General features: G+C 69.4%; 21 protein-coding genes. 10 read left to right on the top strand and 11 right to left on the bottom strand.

The features are described from left to right. Positions 1-280 precede the first annotated feature (280 nt). The 4 genes from SPR02S_RS10365 (at position 281) to SPR02S_RS10350 (ending at position 4,007) form a co-directional block, all read left to right on the top strand. Positions 281-1,378 (top strand): PP2C family protein-serine/threonine phosphatase, encoded by a 1,098-nt coding sequence (locus SPR02S_RS10365; RefSeq protein ID WP_019056886.1) that lies wholly within the window; start codon positions 281-283, stop codon positions 1,376-1,378. Positions 1,379-1,449: 71 nt separating this feature from the next. Then, a complete protein-coding gene (locus SPR02S_RS10360; protein WP_026150402.1) occupies positions 1,450-1,905 on the top strand; it encodes a MarR family winged helix-turn-helix transcriptional regulator in 456 nt (151 codons plus the stop codon). A 28-nt stretch (positions 1,906-1,933) separates the two neighbouring features. Then, on the top strand, positions 1,934-2,986 hold the full coding sequence (locus SPR02S_RS10355; RefSeq protein ID WP_019056884.1) for an Atu2307/SP_0267 family LLM class monooxygenase: 1,053 nt from the start codon (positions 1,934-1,936) through the stop codon (positions 2,984-2,986). Between the two features lie 58 nt (positions 2,987-3,044). Further along, positions 3,045-4,007, top strand: a complete 963-nt coding sequence (locus SPR02S_RS10350) for a GNAT family N-acetyltransferase (protein WP_026150401.1) — start codon at positions 3,045-3,047, stop codon at positions 4,005-4,007. Here the strand turns inward: SPR02S_RS10350 and SPR02S_RS10345 are convergent. The 3 genes from SPR02S_RS10345 to SPR02S_RS10335 form a co-directional block, all read right to left on the bottom strand. Further along, positions 3,994-4,926, bottom strand: a complete 933-nt coding sequence (locus tag SPR02S_RS10345) for a chitinase (RefSeq protein WP_306305723.1) — start codon at positions 4,924-4,926, stop codon at positions 3,994-3,996. The two genes, SPR02S_RS10350 and SPR02S_RS10345, sit on opposite strands and share 14 nt — an antisense overlap. 263 nt (positions 4,927-5,189) lie before the next feature. After that, on the bottom strand, positions 5,190-6,359 hold the full coding sequence (locus SPR02S_RS10340) for a permease (protein WP_019056881.1): 1,170 nt from the start codon (positions 6,357-6,359) through the stop codon (positions 5,190-5,192). 211 nt (positions 6,360-6,570) lie between these two features. Further along, positions 6,571-6,945: a DUF2218 domain-containing protein gene (locus SPR02S_RS10335; protein WP_019056880.1), complete on the bottom strand. Its 375-nt coding sequence runs from the start codon at positions 6,943-6,945 to the stop codon at positions 6,571-6,573. A gap of 120 nt (positions 6,946-7,065) precedes the next feature. On the opposite strand from SPR02S_RS10335, the gene SPR02S_RS10330 reads away from it, so the two are divergent. The 4 genes from SPR02S_RS10330 to SPR02S_RS10315 all read left to right on the top strand — a co-directional run bounded on the left by SPR02S_RS10330 (position 7,066) and on the right by SPR02S_RS10315 (position 11,020). Further along, the gene (locus SPR02S_RS10330; RefSeq protein ID WP_019056879.1) at positions 7,066-7,644 is read left to right on the top strand and encodes a TetR/AcrR family transcriptional regulator; all 579 of its coding nucleotides are present in this window, start codon (positions 7,066-7,068) and stop codon (positions 7,642-7,644) included. Between the two features lie 328 nt (positions 7,645-7,972). After that, a complete protein-coding gene (locus tag SPR02S_RS10325) occupies positions 7,973-9,043 on the top strand; it encodes an ABC transporter substrate-binding protein (RefSeq protein WP_019056878.1) in 1,071 nt (356 codons plus the stop codon). Between the two features lie 85 nt (positions 9,044-9,128). Then, positions 9,129-10,376, top strand: coding sequence for a sensor histidine kinase (locus tag SPR02S_RS10320; RefSeq protein ID WP_019056877.1), 1,248 nt, complete (start codon positions 9,129-9,131; stop codon positions 10,374-10,376). Further along, positions 10,373-11,020 (top strand): response regulator, encoded by a 648-nt coding sequence (locus SPR02S_RS10315; RefSeq protein ID WP_019056876.1) that lies wholly within the window; start codon positions 10,373-10,375, stop codon positions 11,018-11,020. Before SPR02S_RS10320 ends, SPR02S_RS10315 begins: the two co-directional genes overlap by 4 nt. A gap of 8 nt (positions 11,021-11,028) precedes the next feature. Here SPR02S_RS10315 and SPR02S_RS10310 read toward each other — a convergent pair whose 3' ends face one another. From SPR02S_RS10310 to SPR02S_RS10295, 4 genes are all read right to left on the bottom strand, one after another. Next, on the bottom strand, positions 11,029-13,083 hold the full coding sequence (locus SPR02S_RS10310) for a beta-galactosidase (RefSeq protein WP_019056875.1): 2,055 nt from the start codon (positions 13,081-13,083) through the stop codon (positions 11,029-11,031). A 138-nt stretch (positions 13,084-13,221) separates the two neighbouring features. Next, entirely contained in the window at positions 13,222-14,565 is a 1,344-nt protein-coding gene (locus tag SPR02S_RS10305; RefSeq protein ID WP_019056874.1) for an ABC transporter substrate-binding protein, read from the bottom strand. A gap of 46 nt (positions 14,566-14,611) precedes the next feature. Continuing rightward, positions 14,612-15,562 carry a carbohydrate ABC transporter permease gene (locus tag SPR02S_RS10300; protein ID WP_019056873.1) on the bottom strand — a complete coding sequence of 317 codons (951 nt, stop codon included), beginning with the start codon at positions 15,560-15,562 and terminating at the stop codon, positions 14,612-14,614. A 3-nt stretch (positions 15,563-15,565) separates the two neighbouring features. After that, entirely contained in the window at positions 15,566-16,492 is a 927-nt protein-coding gene (locus SPR02S_RS10295; RefSeq protein WP_026150398.1) for a carbohydrate ABC transporter permease, read from the bottom strand. A 203-nt stretch (positions 16,493-16,695) separates the two neighbouring features. On the opposite strand from SPR02S_RS10295, the gene SPR02S_RS10290 reads away from it, so the two are divergent. Then, on the top strand, positions 16,696-17,772 hold the full coding sequence (locus tag SPR02S_RS10290) for a LacI family DNA-binding transcriptional regulator (RefSeq protein ID WP_078622862.1): 1,077 nt from the start codon (positions 16,696-16,698) through the stop codon (positions 17,770-17,772). A gap of 63 nt (positions 17,773-17,835) precedes the next feature. On the opposite strand, the gene gnd is transcribed toward SPR02S_RS10290, so the two are convergent. The 3 genes from gnd to SPR02S_RS55495 all read right to left on the bottom strand — a co-directional run bounded on the left by gnd (position 17,836) and on the right by SPR02S_RS55495 (position 20,583). After that, positions 17,836-19,305 (bottom strand): NADP-dependent phosphogluconate dehydrogenase, encoded by a 1,470-nt coding sequence (gnd, locus tag SPR02S_RS10285; protein ID WP_019056870.1) that lies wholly within the window; start codon positions 19,303-19,305, stop codon positions 17,836-17,838. Between the two features lie 144 nt (positions 19,306-19,449). Next, complete coding sequence (locus SPR02S_RS10280) at positions 19,450-19,983, bottom strand: hypothetical protein (RefSeq protein WP_019056869.1); 534 nt, start codon at positions 19,981-19,983, stop codon at positions 19,450-19,452. Positions 19,984-20,037: 54 nt separating this feature from the next. Next, positions 20,038-20,583 (bottom strand): GtrA family protein, encoded by a 546-nt coding sequence (locus SPR02S_RS55495; RefSeq protein ID WP_019056868.1) that lies wholly within the window; start codon positions 20,581-20,583, stop codon positions 20,038-20,040. 98 nt (positions 20,584-20,681) lie between these two features. Between SPR02S_RS55495 and SPR02S_RS10270 the strand changes: the two genes are divergently transcribed. Next, on the top strand, positions 20,682-21,590 hold the full coding sequence (locus tag SPR02S_RS10270; RefSeq protein ID WP_019056867.1) for an endonuclease/exonuclease/phosphatase family protein: 909 nt from the start codon (positions 20,682-20,684) through the stop codon (positions 21,588-21,590). Between the two features lies 1 nt (position 21,591). Here SPR02S_RS10270 and SPR02S_RS10265 read toward each other — a convergent pair whose 3' ends face one another. Continuing rightward, positions 21,592-22,050 carry a hypothetical protein gene (locus SPR02S_RS10265; protein WP_019056866.1) on the bottom strand — a complete coding sequence of 153 codons (459 nt, stop codon included), beginning with the start codon at positions 22,048-22,050 and terminating at the stop codon, positions 21,592-21,594. Positions 22,051-22,061 lie beyond the last annotated feature (11 nt).

Here is a 22,061-nt window from a genome sequence, read left to right as displayed (position 1 = left end):
CTCCTAGGACAACCCGGTATCCCCGCGGCGCGACCGCACCGGGGCCGCTGCATGTCTTGCACGGCCGGTCCTACACCGTTCCCTTGCCCGCAGTCCGTGATCGGCAACCAGGCGGAACCACATGGTTGTCGTCGATCAGGAAATGTCCGTTCTCGGACTCAATTGAGTAAAGCGCCGGGCACACCAAGGGGATTGCCTGGCAGCCTTGCGATGTCCAAAGGTGGGGGAGGGCCCCTGCGGAAGGCGGCCCCCGAAAGCCGCGACGCCCTTGGAGTGGACCATGGCCGCAGCGAAGCCGCAGCGCAGCCTTTCCGTGCTGACCTGGCTGCCCGCCGCGGTGATGGCGGTGGTGGCGGTCGGGGACCTCGTCACGGGGCCGGGCCTCGGCTTCCTCCCGCTGGCCTCCCTCGGCCCGGCCTTCGCCGGACTCGTCGGCGGCTGGCGCCGTACCGCGTGGTTCGGCGCCGCCGCGCTCGCGCTGTGCGTCGGACTCGGTCTCTACGACGGCCTGTTCCAGGAACGCCGGGGCTTCCTGGCGATGGTGTCGGTGGTGGGCGTGACCGGCGCGGGCATCGCCGCCGCCGTGATGCGCGGCCGCCGCGAGGCCGAACTCGCCAGCGTGCGGTCCATCGCGGAGGTCGCGCAGCGAGTACTTCTACGACCCGTACCGCTGACCGCGGGTCCGCTCCAGGCGGCGGTGTCGTACACCTCGGCCGTCGCGGAGGCCCGCATCGGCGGTGACCTCTACGAGGTGGTCGCCTCCCCGCACGGTGTGCGGGTGATCGTCGGCGATGTGCAGGGCAAGGGGCTCGCCGCCGTCGAGACGGCCGCCGTGGTGCTCGGCGCGTTCCGCGAGGCCGCGCACGACGAACCCGACCTCGTGGGACTCGGCGAGCGCCTGGAGCGCAGCGTCTCCCGCGTCCTGTCCGACGAGAAGTTCGTGACCGCCGTCCTCGCCGAGATCGGCACGGACCACGAGGTGCTCTTCCTCAACTACGGCCACCCGCCCCCGATGGTCGTACGGCGCGACGGCACCGCCGACTTCCCCGCACCGCCCTCCTACGCCCCGCCGCTCGGCCTGGGCGGCGCCCAGGGCAGCGAGAGCCCGAAGCCGTTCTCCGTGGGTTTCGCGCCGGGCGAGCAGCTGCTGCTGTACACCGACGGCGTCACCGAGGCCCGCGACGGCCAGGGCACGTTCTATCCGTTGGGCGAGCGGGCGCACCTGCTGAAGGAGCCCGACGCGCAGAGCGCGCTGGACTCCCTGCGCGAGGACCTGGTCCGGCACACGGCCGGCCCGCTCCACGACGACGCGGCGATGCTCCTGCTGCGCTATCACGGCCATGCGGACACGACGGGGGACGAGCCGCCCGTCCGGTGAGCACGGAAGCCGCGAGGCGGTCGCTCTCATCGGCCCACTTGCTTGTTTCGTCAATCAAGTAAACTGGTGGCATGACCACGCCCGAGCAGCCACTGCGACCCATGAGTCCGCACGAGGAGGAGTTGGTGCGTGAACTCGCGCGGGTGATGCTCGTGCTGCCCCGGGCCGTCGACGCCGACATGATGCGGGAGCAGCGCCTGCCGCTGTCCGAGTACACGACCCTCATGCATCTGTCCGAGGCCACGGACCGGCGCATGCGGATGAGCGAGTTGGCGTCCGTCTGCAGCCTCTCGCTGAGCGGCATGACCCGCATCGTCACCCGCCTGGAGACCCAGGGGCTGGTCGGACGGGAGCGGTGCGCCGAGGACGCCCGCGGCTGGAACGCCGTCCTCACCGACCAGGGCCTCGCCCGCCTCCAGGAGGCATGGCCCGCCCACCTCTCCAGCGTCCGGCGCCATGTCCTCGACCACGTCGACGCCGCCGACCTGACCCGGCTCCTCGGCCTGATGCGCCGTATCGCCACCTGACCCACCGAGCAGAACCAAGGAGTACGAGATGACCACCCCGACCACCCCCTTCGCCATCACGCTCGGCCTGGACACGTTCGGTGACGTCACGAACGACGCCGAGGGCGCGCCGCTGACCCACGGCCAGGCCATCCGCCGCCTCGTCGAGGAAGGCGTCCTCGCCGACCAGGTCGGCGTCGACCACTTCGGCATCGGCGAGCACCACACCGAGGCGATGCCCCTGTCGGCCGCCGACGTCGTCCTCGCGGCCATCGCCGCGCGCACCGAGCGCATCCGCCTCAACTCGGCCGTGACGGTGATCAGTTCGGACGACCCCGTCCGCGTCTTCCAGCGCTACGCCACCCTCGACGCCGTCTCCGCGGGCCGCGCCGAGGTCATCCTCGGCAGAGGGTCCAGCACCGAGTCCTTCCCGCTCTTCGGCTACGACCTGAACGACTACGAGGAGCTGTTCGAGGAGAAGGTCGCCCTCTTCGCCGAACTCCTCAAGGAGAAGCCCGTCACCTGGTCCGGAAACACCCGTGCCGCCCTCGACGGCATATCGGTCTACCCGCACAGCGAGACCGGCTCGATACCCACCTGGATCGGTGTCGGCGGCAGCCCCCAGTCCGTCATCCGCACCGCCCAGTACGGGTTCTCCCTGATGCTGGCGATCATCGGCGGTGACGTGGCCCGCTTCGCCCCGTTCTCCCAGCTGTTCCGGCGGGCGCTGGCGGAGTTCGGCCACCCCGCGCGGCCCATCGGTGTGCACGCGCCCGGCCATGTCGCCGCCACCGACGAACAGGCGGTGGAGGAGTTCGTCCCGGCCTTCCAGGAACTGATCCGCAGCGTGGCCCGGGAACGCGGCTTCCGCACCCCGACCCGCGAGAGCCTCATGCAGGACGTCGGCCCCGGCGGGGCCCTGCACGTCGGATCACCCGAGACCGTGGCCCGCAAGATCACGGACACCCTCAAGACCCTCGACGCGACCCGCTTCAACCTCAAGTACGGCATCACCGGGATGCCCCACGACACCCTCATGACCAACATCGAGCTGTACGGCACGAAGGTGGCCCCGCTGGTGCGCGAAATGATGGAGGACTGAAGGCACGGGGCCCGGAAACTCCGTTGCGAGTCGGGGGCGATCATCCGACAGTGGGTCCATGACCGCCCCCAGCCCTCCGCCGCCCGGACTGACCGTGCGCCCGGTGACACCGGACGACGCGCCGACGGTGTGCGCCCTGCTGAACGAGATCGACCTGCTGGAGATCGGCCGCGCGGACACCGAACTGGCCGAGATCCAGGCGGACTTGAAGCACCCCGAGGTGGACCTGGAGCGGGACTCCTGGCTGCTCTTCGAGGGCGCCCGCCTCATCGGGTACGGCCTGCTGTGGGACGACTCGGGCGGCGAGCGGATCGACATCGACCACTACATCGTGCCGGGCCGACTCCCCGGCGCCCTGCACCTGTTCGACCTGATGGAGACCCGCGCCGCGCAACGGGCCGCCGCCAACGGGGCGCCCCGCGCCGTGGTGCACCTGCACCTCACCCTCGCCCCCACCATGGACGTGGACGCACTACGAGGCCGAGGCTGGCAACCGGTCCGCCGCTACAACGTGATGGCCCGTCAACTAGTTGCCACGGCCGACCCGTTGCCACCCTCCCCGTCCGGTGTGACCCTGCGCCCCTGCCTGGAGGAACCGGACCGCCGACGCGCCCACGCGCTGCTCCAGGAGGCCATGACCGAGCACTTCGACTTCCAGTACCGCACGTACGCGCAGTGGCTGGACGACATCGACGCCGAGCGGGTCGACTGGTCCCTGATCTGGATCGCCCATGTCGACGGCCTCGGTGACGCCGGGATGCTGCGCACCCACAACGACCGCGCCTCGATGGCCTGGATCGGCAACATCGCCGTCCTGCGCCAGGCCCGCGGCCGGGGCCTGGGCAGCCACCTCCTGCGCTACGGCTTCGGCCACTACGCGGCACTCGGCCGCGACCGGATCGGCCTGGGCGTGGACACGGACAACACCAGCAACGCGCTCGCGCTGTACGAACGGCACGGCATGGCCCTCGACTACGGCGTCGACACCTGGGAGTTGACCCTCCCCGTCACCTCCGGGTGAACGACTTGAAGGTGTGGCTGAAGTACCAGGTGTCCTGAGCGATCCCGGAGCAGTTGTTGGCGCCGCCGGTGCCCACGCAGCCGCCGTTGTCGCGCTGGAGCGCCCAGAAGGACAGCGTGTTGATGCCCCGGGCCACGGCCCACTTCTTCACGGTGACCGCGTTCTGCGTGGTGAAGGTCTCCGCGGGACCGAAGTCGTCGATGCCGGGCATCTCGGTGACGCCGATCATCTTCCACAGCTTGGCCGGGTTCTTCTTCGGGTACAGCGCGGCGAGTTGGGAGTGCAGGCCGGTCGCGGCGGTCTTGGTGTCCTCCGCCATGTCGTGGGTGGCGCCGTCGTAGTAGTCGAAGGTCATGATGTTGACGACGTCCACGCGCGCGCCGTTGTCGACCGCGTTCTGCAGCAGGGCAACGCCGTTGGGCGCGAGACCGGTGGTGGTGGTCGGCAGTGTGTAGGAGAACTCCACGCTACGGCCGGTGCGTTGGGCCCAGCGCTGCACCTTCGCGATCGCCTTGTTGCGGCGGTCTATGCCGGCCGTGTTGTTGATGGAGTCGGCCTCGATGTCGAGGTCGATGCGGCTCACGCCGTAGGTCGTGACCAGGCTCTCGTAGACCTTCGCGATGGCGTCGACATCGGTGCAGCTGTCGGCCAGTTCGGTGTTGGTGGTGTCCGCCGCGTAGCCGCCGAAGGACGGGATGACGTTGCCGCCGCGCGCCTGGATGGTGGCAATGTCCTTGCCGAAGGTGGACTTCGAGATCGGCTGGGCGGGCAGACCGTTCCAGTACGCCGAGCACGAGCCGGCCGCCTCGGTCTGCAGGAAGGCCATCGTGAGGTACTTGTTGCCGGACTCGGCGGCCAGCACGGCCGGGCTCTCACCGGTCCACGCCTCGAAGTACGGCGCCGCCACATGATCCGGCATGGGCCGCGCGCGGTGATCGGCGCTCGCGGCACCCCCGCCGAGAGCGACAAGCCCCGTGGACAAGGCGGTTACGGCCGCGCAGGACAGCGACGCGCGAAGAGGCCCAGGTCGTCTCATTGACGCTCCCATGCTGAAAGGAGAGAAGTCGCCCCGGTCCGGGGCGAACAGCGACCATAGTTGGACTAGACCAATCGCCTGTCAAGGTTCTTTACAGTGAACTGACCGGGGCGGTGCGGAAATTCGGCGGGAGGCGGGGTCCCCGGCTAGTGGTGATGGTGGTGCTCGTGTTCCTGCCCGCCGTCGTCCGGTGAACCGCCCATCATCCGCAGCATGGCCGGGCCGCCACTGCGCAGGAACCGTACGACCAGACTCGCGGCCAGCAGCAGGAAGACGATGTTCAGCCAGGTCGTGTAGTTCCAGGTGATCCCGTCGTCGGGGATCTTGGCATCGGCCTGGTCCGGGATCAGTCCAAGACCGCCGAAGGCGAACTCGACGATGTATCCGGCGACGGCCATCGCGGCGAAGAAGGTGACCAGCAGGAAGCCGGCCATCCGGGCCCCGTAGTACTTCCGGTAGATGTTCAGGATCGGCAGGATCAGCAGGTCGGCGTAGATGAAGGCGATCACCCCGCCGAAGCTGATGCCGCCCTTCCAGAGCACCACCGCGAGCGGCACGTTGCCGATCGAGCAGACGAAGGTCGCGATGGCCACCAGCGGGCCGACGAGCGGCCCGACCAGCTTCGAGGCGAGGGGATGGTCCGCGAGGAAGAACGTGTGCCAGAAGCTGTCCGGCACCCAGGCGGCGATCGCGCCCGCGATCAGCAGCCCGGCCACCAGGTCGCGCAGGATCGCGGCCCACTCCATCACGAAGATGTGCGCGACGGACGTGAGCCCGTCCCGCGAGAACAGCCGCCGTACGAAGCTCCCCTCGCCCCCGATCGACATGTCCATCGCCGCGTGCCCCTCCATGGAACCGGCGAGCCCGCGCTCCGCCTGCTCCCGCGCCCCGCGCAGCAGACGCTCACGCAGGAAGAGGCGGAACAGCACCGCGAGGACGACGATCATGATCGGCCCGCCGACGAACTCCGCGGCGGTGAACTGCCAGCCCATCAACAGGGCCAGGATCACGCCGAGTTCGACGACCAGGTTGGTGGAGGCGATCTCGAAGGCCATGGCCGCCGTGAAGTTCGCGCCCTTGCGGAACAGGGAGCGGGCGAGTGCGACGGCCGCGTACGAGCAGGAGGACGAGGCGGCACCGAGCCCGGCGGACAGGGCGAGCGTGCGCGGCCGGTCGTCACCGAGCAGCCGTACGACCGTCGACCGGCGCACCACCGCCTGCACGACGGCGGAGAGCGTGAAGCCGAGGATCAGTGCCCAGGTGACCTCCCAGGTCATCGAACCCGCGATGGACAACGCGTGCCTGATCGCTTCCATGAAACCGCCCCTCTCCGGTGTGCGTCAGGCGGGACTATACCCCTAGGGGGTATGAAACGCATGCGTTGCACCCCGGGCGGGGGGAAGGTGGTGCTGATGGAGACCGGGTCGCCGCGCGGCCGGACCTGTCCTCCGGTGCGGCGCCCGTGTCGATGCAGAGCGAGACCGCCCACGCGGGTCGCCTTCGCCGCGAGGACCATCACCAGAAACCTCACGACCCGGCCGGTCCATGGCGTGTGGGCCTGGGCGGTTCCCACTCCACCCGCAGCGGATCGCGCCTGCTGAACCTGGCGATGTGCGTGTCGACGAGATCCTGAAGCCGCTCCAGGTTCTCTCGGTCGTCGGACTCGACGCGCACCCGCAGCGCGCCGGGAACGGCTTGCAGGGTGCACTGCCCCCACGGCAGACGGAGCGTCCCGTCGCTGTCCGTCCATTCGACCTGGATCTGGTCGGGCCGAAGCTCCGGGAGTGTGTGGGTGCGTGGGCGATGCGTCAGATGGCGGCCCTTGTTGGCGAAGTGCTTGCAGAGTTGGACGAGGTAGCGACCGGGGCGGTCGGTGGGGATGCGTGCTTCGGCGGTGGGCATGGGGTCCTCGGTTCGGTCAGGCGTTGGGACTCGTGCGTATCGGCGCCGCCAGCTTTATCGAGACACTGTGTCGCTGTCAATGCATAGTGTTTCGACGGCGGCGAGTCGTATGCTGAGACCGTGCCGAAGCTCTGGAACGAGACCATCGAGGAGCACCGCCGCGCCGTACGCGAGACGGTGTTGGAGACCACGGCGGTGCTGGTGACCGAGCGTGGGCTGCGTTCGGTGACGATGTCGAAGATCGCCGAGGAGAGTGGGATCGGCCGGGCCACGCTGTACAAGTACTTCCCGGACGTCGAGTCGATCATGACGGCGTGGCACGAGGAGCAGATCGCCGGCCATCTCCGTGAACTCGCCGCCCTTCGGGACGGCCCCGGCGGCGCGGGCGAACGGCTGAGAGCGGTACTGGAGGCGTACGCCTTCATCCAGCAGCGACGCCACGGCCACGGACCGGAACTCGGCGCGCTGCTCCACCAGGGCGAACACGTCGCCGGCGCCGAACAACACCTCCACCGCTTCCTCCGCGAACTCCTGGCCGAGGGCGCGCAGTCCGGCGACATCCGCGACGACGTCTCCCCGGACGAACTCGCGACCTACTGCCTCCACGCCCTCGCCGCGGCGGGCGCCCTGCCGTCCAAGGCAGCGGTACGCCGACTTGTCACGGTCACGGTCACGGGGCTGGGCCCGGCTACGGGCTGATCCTGGAATCCGCGCTCCGGTCGGTGTTTGACCTGGCTCCCCTGGACGCGACGGCAGGACACGTGGCCGCATCCCTCAGGTACGACAGGCCGGTGACATCCCGTTCAACCGATCGGTTGAACGGGACTTCAACCTCTCGCACACCCTTCGCTCCGTACGGACGACGCGAACGGCCCCTGGGCGGCTGAAGAATCACGCATGTCCATGGCGCCGGGCTTCCGCCCACGCGGTCCATGGCCTCACGCCCCCCTCAGAGAGGCCCCACAGCGTGTCCAGTTTTCTCAGCAGACGACGTGTCCTTGCCGGTGGAGCCGGTGCCGCGCTCGGAATGAGCGTGCTCGGTGCCACGGCCACGACGGCCTCCGCCGCCCCGGCACTCCGGTCCTCGCGGGAGGAGACCAGAACGCTCGACGAGCTGTACCGGGCCGCCCTCGCGGACGGCGGCAAGCTCGTGGTCTACGCCGGGGGTGACAATCCGACCCAGCTGGACGCCACCAAGACGGCCTTCAGGAAGCGTTTCCCCGACATCGATCTGACGCTGATCGTCGACTACAGCAAGTACCACGACGTGCGCGTGGACAACCAGTTCGCGACCGGCACCCTGGTACCCGACGTCGTACAACTCCAGACCCTGCAGGATTTCACGCGGTGGAAGGAGCAAGGCCGACTGCTGCCCTACAAGCCGGCCGGGTTCTCGAAGGTTCACGACGGCTTCAAGGACCCGCAGGGCGCCTGGGTCGCCATCGCCGCGGTGGGCTTCAGCTTCCTGTACGACGTCGCCGCGGTCGGTGCGGATGCTCCCAGGTCCCCGCTCGATCTCATCGATCCGAAGTGGAAGGGGAAGATCGCTTCGCCCTTCCCGCACGATGACGACGCGGTCCTCTACCTCTACTCGTTGTACGTACAGCAGTACGGCTGGGAATGGGTGGCCGCGCTGGCGGGGCAGGACGTGCGGTTCGCCCGGGGTGCCGACTCCCCGATCGGCGCGGTCTTCGGCGGGGAGAAGGAGATCGGCCTCGCCACGGCGGGCACGTTGGCCTGGACGTCTCCCGTGAAGTGGGTCGTTCCCGACGGTCACCCGTTCATGGCCTGGGGTCAGCGCGCCGCGATCCTGAAGCAGGCCAGGAACACCACGGCCGCCCAGCTCTACCTCAACTGGCAGCTGTCCGACGCCCAGCAGCGGGCTTCCTTCAACGGCTGGTCGGTACGGACCGACACCACGCTCCCTGCTGGGCTGAAGCCGATCTGGGAGTACCCGAACGCACACCTCGACGGCTTCCCCGCCTTCATGGCCGACCGCGCGGCGGTCGAGCGCTGGAAGCAGACCTTCGCCCTCTACTTCGGAGAGGTGAAGGGCGATCCCACACCGGGCTGGCTGGGGCTGCACCCGGGGGCGTGAGGGGCTCCACTGTTCACACTGGTCATACAGGTGGCGGATAGACTCGGGGACCCTGTCCGGATCGTTCGTCCCAAGGGGATCTGCCGTGTCCGCTCGCGTTCCGCTGACCGCTCGCGGCAGTCGGCACACCCTGGAGCACGTCTCCCATTTCGCGCTGTTCCTCGTCGTCGGGGCGGGCTTCGTCCGGCTCGCCCTGACAGACGTCCCGTTGTGCTGGTACATCGTGAGCCTCAGCGGAGTGCTGGCGCTGGTGTACGCCGCCGGGCTCACGTGGTGGGACCGGCTCGGGGCGCTCGGCAGGCGCGCGTGGGTCCCCGTGCTGGTCCTGCTGTGGACGGTGCTGACCTTCCTCACCCAGGCACCGCTGACAACCGCCTACGTGTGGTGCGCTCTGCCGCTCGCCTGCGCTGCCCTGCGCGTGCTCGGCCGACGCGCTGCCGTAGTGACCGTGGCCGTGATCACCGTCGTACTCGTCGGGTCGCTCGTCCGGGCCACGGGTCGGTTCGACCCCGAGGTCGCGCTGGTGCCCGTCGCGGCGGTATGGGCGACCGTCGCCCTGTACCGGACCCAGCAGCGGGACGCGGCCGTCCGCCAGCGGCTGGTGGAGGAACTGCGGGACACCCGGGACACGTTGGCCGAGCAGCAGCGCCAGGCCGGTGTGCTCGCGGAGCGCACCCGTATCGCCCGCGATCTGCACGACACGCTGGCCCAGGAACTCGCCGGCAGCGTCATGATGCTGCAGGTGGCCGAGCGGGACTGGGACGAGCGGCCGGACGTGGCGCGCACCCGGGTCCGCGCCGTGGCCGACGGACTCGGCGCGAACCTGGCGGAGACCCGGCGGATCATCCGCGACCTCACTCCCGCCGCCGTCGCCGAGGCGGGCCTGGAGGACGCGCTACGGCTGCTGTGTGCCCGATCACGGACCGAGGGCGCCGGAGCCAGCGTCCGGTTCCACGCGGTGGGCGCGCATCAGCCGGTACTCGACGACCACACGGCCACCACCCTCTTCCGCGTCGCCCAGAGCACACTGGCGAACGTACGCGAACACGCCCGCGCGGCAAGCGTGTTGGTGACCTACCGGCGGCACCGGGACCGGGTGGAACTCGAAGTGAGCGACGACGGGCTGGGCTTCGACCCCACCGCGGCCTTCGCGGCCGGTGCTCGCGCGGACCGCGGCTTCGGGCTGCCCGCGGCCAGGGCGCGACTGCGCGAATGCGGCGGAGACCTCGACGTGAGCAGCGTGCCGGGCGGGGGGACCAGGGTCCGCGCCACGGTCTCAGCACCGCCCCGGATCCGGCCGGTCGCACCTCTCACCGCGGCGACCGCCTCATGACCGGCGGACCGTTCCGGCTCCTCATCGCGGACGACCACGCCGTCGTACGGGCCGGACTGCGCGCCCTGCTCGACGGCGAACCGGACCTCGATGTGATCGCCGAGGCCGGCAGCGGTGAGGAAGCCGTGCGCCTGGCAGCCCAGTTGACGCCCGACGTCGCGCTGATGGATCTGCGGTTCGCCGGGCCGGGGAGTGGGATCGACGGCGTCGAGGCCGTCCGACGGCTCGCCCAGCGGGCGCCGGGCGTCGCGGTGGTCATGCTGACCAGCTACGCCGGACGAGCCGATGTCGTACGGGCGTTGCAGGCGGGCGCCCGCGGCTATGTGCTCAAGGCGGGGCCGCCGGAGGAACTCTTCCAGGCGGTCCGTACGGCCGCCGGCGGATCGGTCGGGCTCGCGGCGGACGTCGTCGGTGAACTGGTCGGCCAAGTGGTCAGCCCCGCCCAGGAGTTGACCGCGCGCGAGGTCGAGGTCGTCCGGCTGATGGCCGAGGGGCACAGCAACCGGGCCATCGCCGAGGCGTTGTTCCTCAGCGAGGCCACGGTCAAGACCCATCTCGTGCGGATCTACCGCAAGTTCAAGGTCGACAACCGGGCGGCGGCCGTGTCGGAGGCCGTCCGCCGCGGGCTGCTCGAACTCACCTGAGCCGTCCGTCAGGTCGCGGGCTGGCTCACTACGGCGACCTCCCTTGGGGAGAGCACGGGGAAACCGTCCTCGCCCGCGCTGCCGACCAGCAGTTCCCCGGACAGACCGGTCAACGGCACTGTCCCGTCGGTCCGGTTGACCAGGAACAGGTAGCGGCTGTCGGCGTTCCGGCGCACGGTCAGCTCGACAACTCCCCGTGCGGCGTCGGGGAGTTCACTGCCGACACCGGCGGGCGCGAGCAACTCGGGGAGCAGACCGGCGAGTCCGGCACGGCCCAGACGCGTGGAGACGTACGCCGCCGAACCTCCGCCCACCGTACGGCGGGTGACCGCGGGGCGACCGGCGTACGTGCCGCTGCGGTAGTGGGCCAGCACCTCCACCTCGGGGTCGGTCACCGTGATCCGGTCGGTCCACAGGGAGCCCGTGGCCGTGCCGTCGAGGTCCAGCTCGACCGTGTCGCCGTCGAGCAGCGGGCCGAACTCCTCGATACGGATGCCCAGCAGGTCGCGCAGGGCGCCCGGGTAGCCGCCGAGCCAGATGTGGTCGTTCTCGTCGACGACACCGGAGAAGTACGTGGAGACCAGGTGGCCGCCCTGCTCGACGTACCGGGTGAGTTCCTTGGAGAGGGCCGCCGGGATCATGTGCAGCACCGGCGTGATCACCACGTCGTAGCGGTCCAGGGCGGTCTGCGCGGTGACGATGTCGGCGCGGACGCCGAGGTCGAGGAGGGCGGAGTACCAGTCGAGCGCTTCCTGGCGGTAGTCGAGCCGGTCGGTGGGGTGCGAGTCCTGCTCGCTGGCCCACCAGGACTCCCAGTCGAAGACGATGCCGACCCGGGCCGTCTCGCGGTCCGACCCGGCGACGGGGGCCAACGTGCGCAGTGTGCGGCCGAGTTCGGTCACCGCGCGGAAGACCTCGCTGTCGGCGCCGGAGTGCGGGACCATCGCGGAGTGGTACTTCTCGGCGCCGGCCGCGGACTGGCGCCACTGGAAGTAGCAGACGGCGTCGGCGCCGTGCGCGACGTGCAGGAGGGAGTCGCGGGCCAGGTCGCCGGGGCGCTTGGCCACGTTGACGGGCTGCCAGTTGACGGCGCTGGTGGAGTGCTCCATGAGGAACCATGGCTTGCCGGCGGAGATCCCGCTCACGAGGTTCGCGGAGAAGGACAGCTCGTCGCGGTCCTGTGAACCGGGCAGCACGTAGTGGTCGTTGGAGACGAAGTCGATTTCGGCGGCCCAGTCGGCGTAGTTCATGCCCTTGGTGTTGCCCATCACCATGAAGTTGGTGGTGACCGGCACGTTGGGCGTGATCTCGCGCAACAGGTCGCGCTCCACGCGGAGATGGTCCTTGAGCGCGTCGGAGGAGAAGCGCTTGAAGTCCAGCTGCTGGGTGGGGTTCGGGAAGGACGCGGCCAGCCGGGGCGGCAGGATCTGCTCCCAGTCGCTGTACCGCTGGGACCAAAATGCGGTGCCCCAGGCCTGGTTGAGCGTGTCGATCGTGGTGTAGCGGGCGCGCAGCCAGTCGCGGAAGGCGCGGGCCGCGTCGTCGGAGTAGTCGTAGACGTTGTGGCAGCCGAGCTCGTTGGAGACGTGCCAGGCGACCAGCGCGGGGTGGTTGGCGTAGCGTTCGGCCAACTTCCGTACCAGGCGTAGCGCGTGCTCGCGGAAGACGGGCGAGGTGGGGCGCCAGTGCTGGCGGCCCCCGGGCCACAGGGTCTCGCCGGCGGCGGTCACCGGGAGGATCTCCGGGTGCTCCGTGCTCAGCCACGGTGGCGGGGACGCGGTGGCGGTGGCCAGGTCGACGCCGATGCCGCCCGCGTGCAGCAGGTCCATGACCTCGTCGAGCCAGCCGAAGTCCCATGCGTCCCGGGCCGGTTGGATGCGGGCCCAGGAGAAGATCCCCACGGAGACGATGTTGACGCCGGCCTCGCGCATCAGCCGGATGTCCTCGTCCCACACCTCCCGCGGCCACTGCTCCGGGTTGTAGTCGGCGCCGTAGGCGAGACGCGGGGTGGTGGGCTCACCGTCCGGCCCGTGCCGCAACTGGGACAGGAGGGTGGAGATCATGATGGTCCTTCCGGTTACTGCACAGGCGGTACGAGATCCGTGGTGGATTCCGGGCGGGCCGCCGCCGAGCGATCGCTGCTCGGCGGCGGCTCCCGAGGTGGTGCCGGTTACTTCTTCGAGCCGGTTACTTCGAGCGGGTCACTTCGAGACCGTGAAGCCCTGCTCCTTGCCGTACTTGATCGAGGCGTCCTGCCAGCTCTTCAGACCCTGAGCCAGCGTGGTGCCCGAGATGTAGGCCTTGCCGACGGTGTCGTTGAAGATCGAGTTGGCGTACTGCTGGAAGGGCAGGTACGACCAGTCGGAAGCGACCTCGGCCGCGGACTCGGCGAAGATCTTGTTGGCCTTCTGCCCGCCGAAGTACGGGAATTCCTTGTTCTGGAACGCCGCGGACTGCTGCTCCGCCTTGGTCGCCGGGAAGGCGCCCTCGTTCACGCGGGTCTGGATGCCGGCGCCGGCGTTGGCGTACTCGACGAACGCGTAGGCGAGTTCCTTGTTCTTGCCCAGGGTGGGCAGGGCGAGGGACGAACCGCCGTTCTCCGCGCTGGCCTTGCCGCCCGCGGTCCACTGCGGCATCGGGGCCGCGCGCCAGTCACCGGAGGCACCGGAGACACCGCTGACGAAGTTGGCGGGCATCCAGGCGCCGGTGGTCAGGGTGGCGATGGTGCCGTCACCGAGGCCCTTGTACCAGTCGTCCGTCCAGCCGTTGATGGGCGCGACGAGCTTCTGGTCGATGAGCTTCTGCCAGGTGTCGGTGTACTTCTTGGCGGCCGCGTCCTCGAAGTTGATCGTCACCTTGGTGCCGTCGACCTTGTAGGGGCGCGAACCGGCCTGCCACAGCATGCTGGTGGTGAAGCCCGCGTCACCGGCGTCGGCGGCGATGTAGGCCTTCGGGTCGGCCTTGTGCAGCTTCTGGGCCGCGACGACGTACTCGTCCCACGTGGTGGGGACGGCGATCTTGTACTTGTCGAAGACCTTCTTGTTGTAGAACATCGCCATCGGGCCCGAGTCCATCGGCAGGCCGTAGACCTTGTCGCCGTCGCTCACCGCGTTCCACGGACCGGCCGTGTACTTGGAGGCCAGCTTGTCGGCGCCGTACGGCGCCAGGTTGGTCAGGCCCTTGGTGAGGGAGTACTGGCTCAGCGCGAAGTACTCGACCTGGGCGACGTCGGGGACGCCCTTGCCGGCCGCGATGGCGTTCGACAGCGCGGTGTAGTGCTTGTCACCGGACCGGTCGCTGACCAGGTTGATCTTGACCTTCGGGTACTTCTTCTGGAAGTCGGCGGCGACCGTCTTCAGCGTGGGCTCCCAGGCCCAGACCGTGACCGAGCCGCCCTTCTTGAGAGCCGCCTGGATGTCCGCGGCGGAAACCGCCTTGGTGCTGCTGGAGCTGTCGTCGTCGGAGCCGCCGCAGGCGGTCGCTCCCAGGGCGAGGACGGAGAGGAGAGCCATGCCGCGCAGCAGGCGGCCGGTAGTTCTGCGCATGGAGGTGCTTCCACTTCTTCGTGGGTGGGACTTCTTGAGGGTTGGGTTATTCCTTGACGCTTCCGGCGGCGAGTCCGGACTGCCAGTACTTCTGGAGCAGCAGGAACGCGGCGATCAGCGGCACGATGGTGAGCAGCGAACCCGTGATCACCAGGTTGAAGATGACGTCACCACCGATCGTCTGGGCCTGGGAGTTCCAGGCGTCCAGTCCCAGGGTCAGGGGGTACCAGTCCGGGTTCTTGATCATGATGAGCGGCAGGAAGTAGTTGTTCCACGTCGCGACCGTGGTGAACAGCAGGACCGTCACGACACCGGGCGCGAGCAGCGGCAGGGAGACCTGGAAGAAGGTGCGGATCTCGCCCGCCCCGTCGATCCGCGCGGCTTCGAGGAGCTCGACCGGGATGGCCTCGGTGGCGAACACCCACATCAGGTACAGGCCGAACGGCGAGACCAGCGAGGGGATGATCACTGCCCACGGGGTGTCCGTGAGCCCCATCTTGCTGAACATCAGGAACGTCGGCACCGCGAGAGCCGTACCGGGGACGGCGACCGCGCCGATGACCACGGCGAAGATGGCGCGCTTCCCGGGGAAGTTGAACTTTGCCAGCGCGTAACCGCCGAGGATCGACAGGAAGGTGGCGCCGCCGGCGCCGAGCACGACGTACAGCAGGGTGTTCAGCAGCCAGCGGACGAAGATGCCGTCGTGGTAGGTGAACGTGTCGTGGATGTTCGACCAGAGGGCGAAGTGGTGGGCGAACCACAGGCCGTTGGAGTCGGCGAGGCCCGCCTGGGTCTTGGTCGCGTTGATGACCAGCCACAGCAGCGGCACCACGGTGTAGACCAGGATCAGACCGGTGAGCACGGTCAGCAGAATGCTCCGCTTGGGGCGCCCGGGGGAGTGCTTCTTGCGCGGGGTGCGCAGCCGGGGGGCGTTCTTGGAGCCGCCGCCGGACGCGGCCGATGCGGAGGGAGAGGCGGTGGTGACGGGGGTGCTCATGGCTCAGGCTCCCTTGCGCATGCCGCGGAGCTGCACGACGTAGGCGATGACCATGGTGATCAGGCCCATGATGATGGCGACCGCCGCGGAGTAGTTGTGCTGCTGTCCGTTGAAGGACAGTGAGTATGTGTAGAAGTTCGGCGTGTAGTCCGTCGTGATCGCGTTGCGCGCCAGCGGTCGCAGGATGCTCGGCTCGTTGAAGAGCTGGAAGCTGCCGATGATCGAGAAGATCGTCGCGATGACCAGGGCGCCGCGGATCGCCGGGAGCTTGATGGCCGTGATGACGCGGAACTGCCCGGCGCCGTCGATCTCCGCAGCCTCGTACAGCGAGGTCGGGATGACCCGCAGCGCGGAGTAGAAGATCAGCATGTTGTAGCCGACGAACTCCCAGGTGACGATGTTGCCGATCGACGCCAGGACCAGATGGGCCGAGAGCGGGTCGGGCAGCGTCACGTCGAAGGCGCTGTTGATGTCACCCACCAGACCGAACTGGGTGCCGTACATGAAGCCCCACATCAGGGTGGCGACCACGGCGGGCACGGCGTACGGCAGGAAGATCGAGATCCGGAAGAAGTCCCGGCCGAAGAGCCGGCCGCTGTCCAGCGCGAGCGCCACGAACAGGGCGATGCCGAGCATGATCGGCACCTGGATCACCAGGAACAGCGAGACCCGCTCCAGGGAGGACCAGAACTGGTCGTCCTGGAAGGCCTGCTTGTAGTTGTCCAGGCCGACGAAGTGGTTGCCGCCGATGAGCTGGTCGCGGAAGAGACTCAGGTAGATCGAGTACGCGATCGGAGCCAGGAAGACGAAGGCGAAGACCACCGCGAAGGGTCCGATGAAACCCCACCCTGTCCAGGATCGTCGGTCCCGTTTCGCCGACGGCCCGGTAGGAGGCCGAGTCGCGGCCGCAGGGGGTTGAAGCGTCGTCATGTAGTTCCTCGCTCGTCCATCTCGGAACCGGCGTCTCACGCCGTCGCGATGTTGCGTAAACAGCACGGTCCAGAACGGCCCCGGGCTGTTATGTTTACGTAAACATCTGATGGCGGCATGTCTACACTGCCCCAATGTCGGTGGTCAAGGGTCGTTTGCGGAAACACGACCGAGGCGATCGGATCGATATGTGAGGGATACAGGTGGACACAGTGGACGGTGCCCCGGGCGGTACGGAGAAGCCACGCAGACGCACCGGGAAACGGTCGTCGAGACGCGCCCCGAGCGCGTCCATGGCGGATGTCGCGCGCGTCGCCGGCGTGTCGTCACAGACGGTCTCCCGCGTGTCGAACGGCTTCGCGGGCGTCAACGAGGAGACCCGGCAACAGGTCCTCGCCGCCATGAAGGAACTGGGCTACCGGCCCAACAGCGCCGCCCGCGCGCTGAAACGCGGTGAGTTCCGCACCATCGGCGTGATCACCTTCAACCTCTCCACCACCGGCAACATGCGCACCCTGGAGGCGATCGCCACTTCCGCCGCGCACGAGGGCTACGCCGTCACGCTGCTGCCGGTCGCCGTGCCCACCCAGGACGAGGTGCGCGGCGCCTTCTCCCGGCTGGGCGAACTCGCCGTCGACGCCGTCATCGCCATCATGGAGGTCCACCTCCTGGACGCGGCGACCATCTCCCTGCCGCCCCACGTCCAGGTCGTCGTCGCCGACTCCGACGCGGGCGACCGCTACAGCGTGGTCGACACCGACCAGAACGGCGGCGCGCGAGCCGCCGTACGCCACCTTCTCGACCTCGGCCACCGCACGGTCTGGCACCTGGCGGGCCCCGAGGAGTCCTTCGCGGCCCAGCGCCGGGCCGACGCCTGGAGCGCCGAACTCACCGACGCGGGACGGCCCGTGCCCCCCGTCGTACGCGGCGACTGGTCCGCGGAATCCGGCTACCGCGTGGGACTGGAACTCGCCCAACAGGCCGACTGCACGGCCGTGTTCGCGGCCAACGACCAGATGGCACTGGGCCTGCTGCGGGCCCTGCACGAGCGCGGCCGGCGCATCCCCGAGGACGTCAGCGTCATCGGCTTCGACGACATCCCCGAGGCCGGTTCCTTCCTGCCGCCCCTGACCACCGTCCACCAGGACTTCGCCGAGGTCGGTCGCCTGTGCGTGGAGGGTGTCCTACGGCGGATGCGGGACCGCGGCGACGAGCACGGCACCACGCTGGTGCCCACGCAGCTCGTCATACGCGACAGCACGGCACCGCCCGTCGGGTAGCGGCACACAGAACTCCGGCCCCCCTGCCTGAGCAGGAGGGCCGGAACGTCATGCGCGCACGGCTCAGGCCGTCGTCTCCGGGCGGCCGGGCCGGGACCAGTGCGTGTGGAACATGCCGGTGCGGTCCGTACGGCCGTAGGTGTGGGCGCCGAAGAAGTCGCGCTGGCCCTGGAGCAGGGCCGCCGGCAGCCGGTCGGCGCGCAGCGTGTCGTAGTGCGACAGCGCGGCGGAGAACGCCGGGACCGGAATCCCGCGGCGGGCCGCCGAGGCGACCACCTCACGCCAGGGGACCTGCGCGTCGCCGATCTCCTGCGCGAAACGCTCCTCGCCCAGCAGGCTGACCAGCCCCGGGTCGGCCGTGTACGCGGCCCGGATGCGGTCGAGGAAGGAGGCCCGGATGATGCAGCCGCCGCGCCAGATCCCGGCGACCGCGGCCAGGTCGATCGACCAGCCGAACTCGGTCGCCGCGTCCTGGATCATCTTCCAGCCCTGGTCGTAGGCGATGACCTTCGACGCGTACAGCGCCTGCTCGACCTGGGCGGTGAACCGGTCGGCCTCGGTGCGGCTCAGCGGGGGAGTGGTGCCGCCGGGCAGACCGCGGTAGGCGGCGCGCAGCTCGCCCTGGCTGGACGAGGCGCGCGCGAAGGTGGCCTGCGCGATCGCGGTGACCGGCGAACCCAGCTCCAGCGCGGTCTGCACGGTCCAGCGGCCGGTGCCCTTCTGCCCGGCCGCGTCGGTGACGATGTCGACGAACGCCTTGCCGGTCTCCGCGTCGGTGTGACCGAGGACCTCGGCGGTGATCTCGATCAGGTAGGAACCGAGCCGCCCCTCGTTCCAGCGCTGGAAGATCTCCGCGATCTCGGCCGGGGTGTAGCCGCCGACCTGGCGCAGCAGGTCGTACGCCTCGGCGATGAGCTGCATGTCGGCGTACTCGATGCCGTTGTGCACCATCTTGACGAAGTGCCCGGCTCCGTCGGTCCCGATGTGCGTGGAACAGGGCTCACCGTCGACCTTCGCGCTGACGGACTCGAACATCGGACCCAGCACGGCGTACGACTCCGCCGAACCGCCGGGCATGATCGACGGGCCGTTCAGCGCGCCCTCCTCGCCGCCGGAGACACCGGCGCCGACGAAGTGCAGGCCCTTGTCGCGGAGGGCGGCCTCGCGGCGGCGGGTGTCGGCGAAGTGGGCGTTGCCGCCGTCGATGATCATGTCGCCGGGCTCCATGAGCGCGGCGAACTCGTCGATCACGGCGTCGGTGGCCGGACCGGCCTGCACCATGATCATCAGGCGGCGGGGCTTCTCGAGCGCGGCCACGAACTCCTGGGCCGTCTCGGCCGGGACGAAGGCGCCCTCGTCGCCGTACTCCTTCATCAACTCATGGGTGCGGTGCGGCGATCGGTTGTGGACGGCCACCGTGTAGCCGTTGCGGGCGAAGTTGCGCGCGAGGTTGCGGCCCATCACGCCGAGGCCGGTGACGCCGATCTGGGCGGTTCCGTCGGCGGCGGGGTTGTGCGGTGCGGATGCGTTCATGGGGTGCCTGTTCTCCGGGTCGGTGACGTGGCGGGTCGGCGCGGGGCGCCCATGACCGCAGGTACGTCTGTGATCACGAATTGACTCGAAGTCCGGGGACCCGATTCGTAATTCGTTCCGGCGCCCCGCAGTCGGACCTACCTTTCAGCAACCCGTTCCGGCCGGGGCGAATTCCACGCGAGCGTGGTCGTCCGCGGTGCGGACCGTGTCGTAGACGGCGCGCGTGACCTGGTACCAGACGTCGTCCTTCGCGGTGTTGCCGCCCACGTCGTCGAGGCTCACGCACCACCGTTCCGCGCGGACGGTCCGGGTGTACGTCTCGGTGCCGCTGCGCACTTTCGAGCACTTCCGGTACTGCTCCGTGGTGGTCCAGGTGCGGGTCTTCTTCTTGGAGCCCGATCCCGAACTGGACTTGTGCTGGACCCTTTTGGTGGCGGGCGTGCACTTGGTGACGGTGTGCGGCCGCGTGGCCTTCGTCGTCTGTTTGGCGAGATGGCGGACCGAGTCACGGAGCCCGGTCACGGTGTCGGGGGTGGGCCGGGCCTTCTGCGGGGTGCTCGAACTGCCCTGCCCGACGCCGGACGTACTGTCGCTGCTTCCGCTCCCGCTGCCGCATGCGCTGAGCGCCCCGACCAGAAGTGCTGTCAGTCCGCCCGCTATCAATCGCTTGGTGAACATGCCCCCGCCGCCTGTTATTTGGAAACGGTCAGCGTAACTGATCACCGGGGGACGTCAGCTGGAGGCGAGCGCGAACTGTCGCTGCTGCAAGGTGCCTACGGCAGCGGGAGCCTCCAACATGCCCTGAAGGCGCCGGAGTTGCCACGTCCCGTTCGCGGCCGTCCGGTCACGACCGGTGGCGTAGACGTACAGGCGCAGCAGCAGGAAGCGGGCGAGGCCGGCGAGACCGGACGCGCCGAGATACACGGCCTGCTCCGTCAGCGCCCCCGGCGACGACTGCACCAGGTGCAGGACGAACATCGCGGCGCAGGTCACCAGATAGGCCGCCGCTGCCGAGCCCGCCGACTGCCAGTGCCGACGCCATCCGGCGTGCCGACCCGAACCGAAGGTGAAACGGGCGTGGAGTTCCGTGCACAGGAGGGTGGAGGCGACGGTGATCAGCGCGTTCGCCAGCACCCAGGGCAGCTGCTCCGCGAGCAGGGCCACGGCGCCGCCGGAGAGGAGCCCGACACCGCCGCCCAGCGCCGTGAACCGGGCGAAGGAGGCGAGCGGACCGGGAGCGGCCGGGGTCCGGGGCGCGTCGTCCATGGCGGTCTCCATCCGCTCCGTACGCTGCGCCTCTGCGATGCGACCACGTAATTTTGCTTGACTTACTCAACTATAGCGGAGTGCTTGAGTTACGCAAGTACATTTTCGCCATGGGGAAGCCCGTCTCACAGGCGCACTACGTACAATGCGGCCTGACCATGGGTGAGTTACTGGTGAGTTGCGCGACGTTCAACGTGCTGCACGGCCGGCGGATCCAGCCGGACGGCCGCCCGACGCCCGCTGCCCCCGACGAGCCCTCGGCACCCCTCGCCGAAGCCGTCGCGTCCCTGGACGCCGATGTGGTGGCGCTCCAGGAGGTCGACCGGCTCCAGGAACGGTCGGGCGGTGTCGATCAGGCGGCGGTCGCCGCCGACGCGATGGGCGCGTGGGACTGGCGATACGCGACGGCGCTGCACTGCCGTTCCGTGCCGGGCCGGGGCTGGGTCCTCGACCCGGACGAACCCGGCATGCGCGTCTACGGCCCCGAGGTCCGGCAGCCCCAAATCCCTTCGCACGGACTGGCGTTGCTGTCCCGGCTCCCGGTCCACGAGTGGCGTGCCCTACGGCTCCCGGCGGCGCCCATCGGTATGCCGTTGCGGGTGGCCGGGCGGGCCGCTCCGGTGCTGGCCCGGGATCAGGCCCGGGCCGCCCTGGCCGCCGTGGTGGAAGGCCCGCACGGCCCGTTCACCGTCGTGGCCGTCCATCTCTCGTTCGTGCCGGGGTGGAACATCGGGCAACTGCGCACCGTCCGCCGCCGGATCGCCGATCTTCCCCAACCCCGGGTACTGATGGGCGACTTCAACCTCTTCGGCGCCCTTCCCCGGCTCATCCTGAACGCGACCGCGCCGCGTGGCTGGCGGAGTTCGGCGCGGCGGGCGACCTTTCCGTCACACCGGCCGCTCGTCCAGCTCGACCACATCATGACGACGGGGCTCGGCGCGGACGCCGTAGGGACAGCGCACGCGCCGAGGACGGCGATCTCGGATCACCGGCCGCTCGTGGTGGAACTGGCGCTCTGAGTCAGTTCCAGAGCGGGTAGGTCACGGTGTGCTGGAACTTGTCCGGCCTCGCGCCGGGGTACGTCAGGATGATCTCGGTGTACTGCCGCACCTGCGGGTGCCGCTTCCAGGTCTGCGGGGTGTCGAGCCGGACGGTGACCGGGAACGAGTGGAACTTGCCCACCGCGCAATAGGGCTTGCAGTCGTTCACCACGTTCACGCCCGTGGCCGTCGCGGAGTTGGCGTTCCAGTCCGTCCAACGTAGCGACGTGAGGCGGCTGTTGCCGTCGCCGCAGGCGAGCATGAAGTCCGTGGGGCGCACCTCGGGGTGCCAGAGGCAGTCGACCAGCACGGGGTCCTGGAGCTGGCGGTGGGCGGTCACCGGGACCGTGGTCGGGGCCGCCGACGAGGTGGCGACGGCCGGACCGAGCAGGGCCGCGGCACAGAGCGTGACGATTCCGACCATGGTGTGTTTGTACATGTCCGCTCCCG

This window comes from Streptomyces prunicolor NBRC 13075 (assembly GCF_000367365.1).
GTDB lineage: Bacteria > Actinomycetota > Actinomycetes > Streptomycetales > Streptomycetaceae > Streptomyces > Streptomyces prunicolor.
Note: the sequence above shows the minus strand (reverse complement) of the source record. Positions and strands in the feature narration are given on the sequence as shown.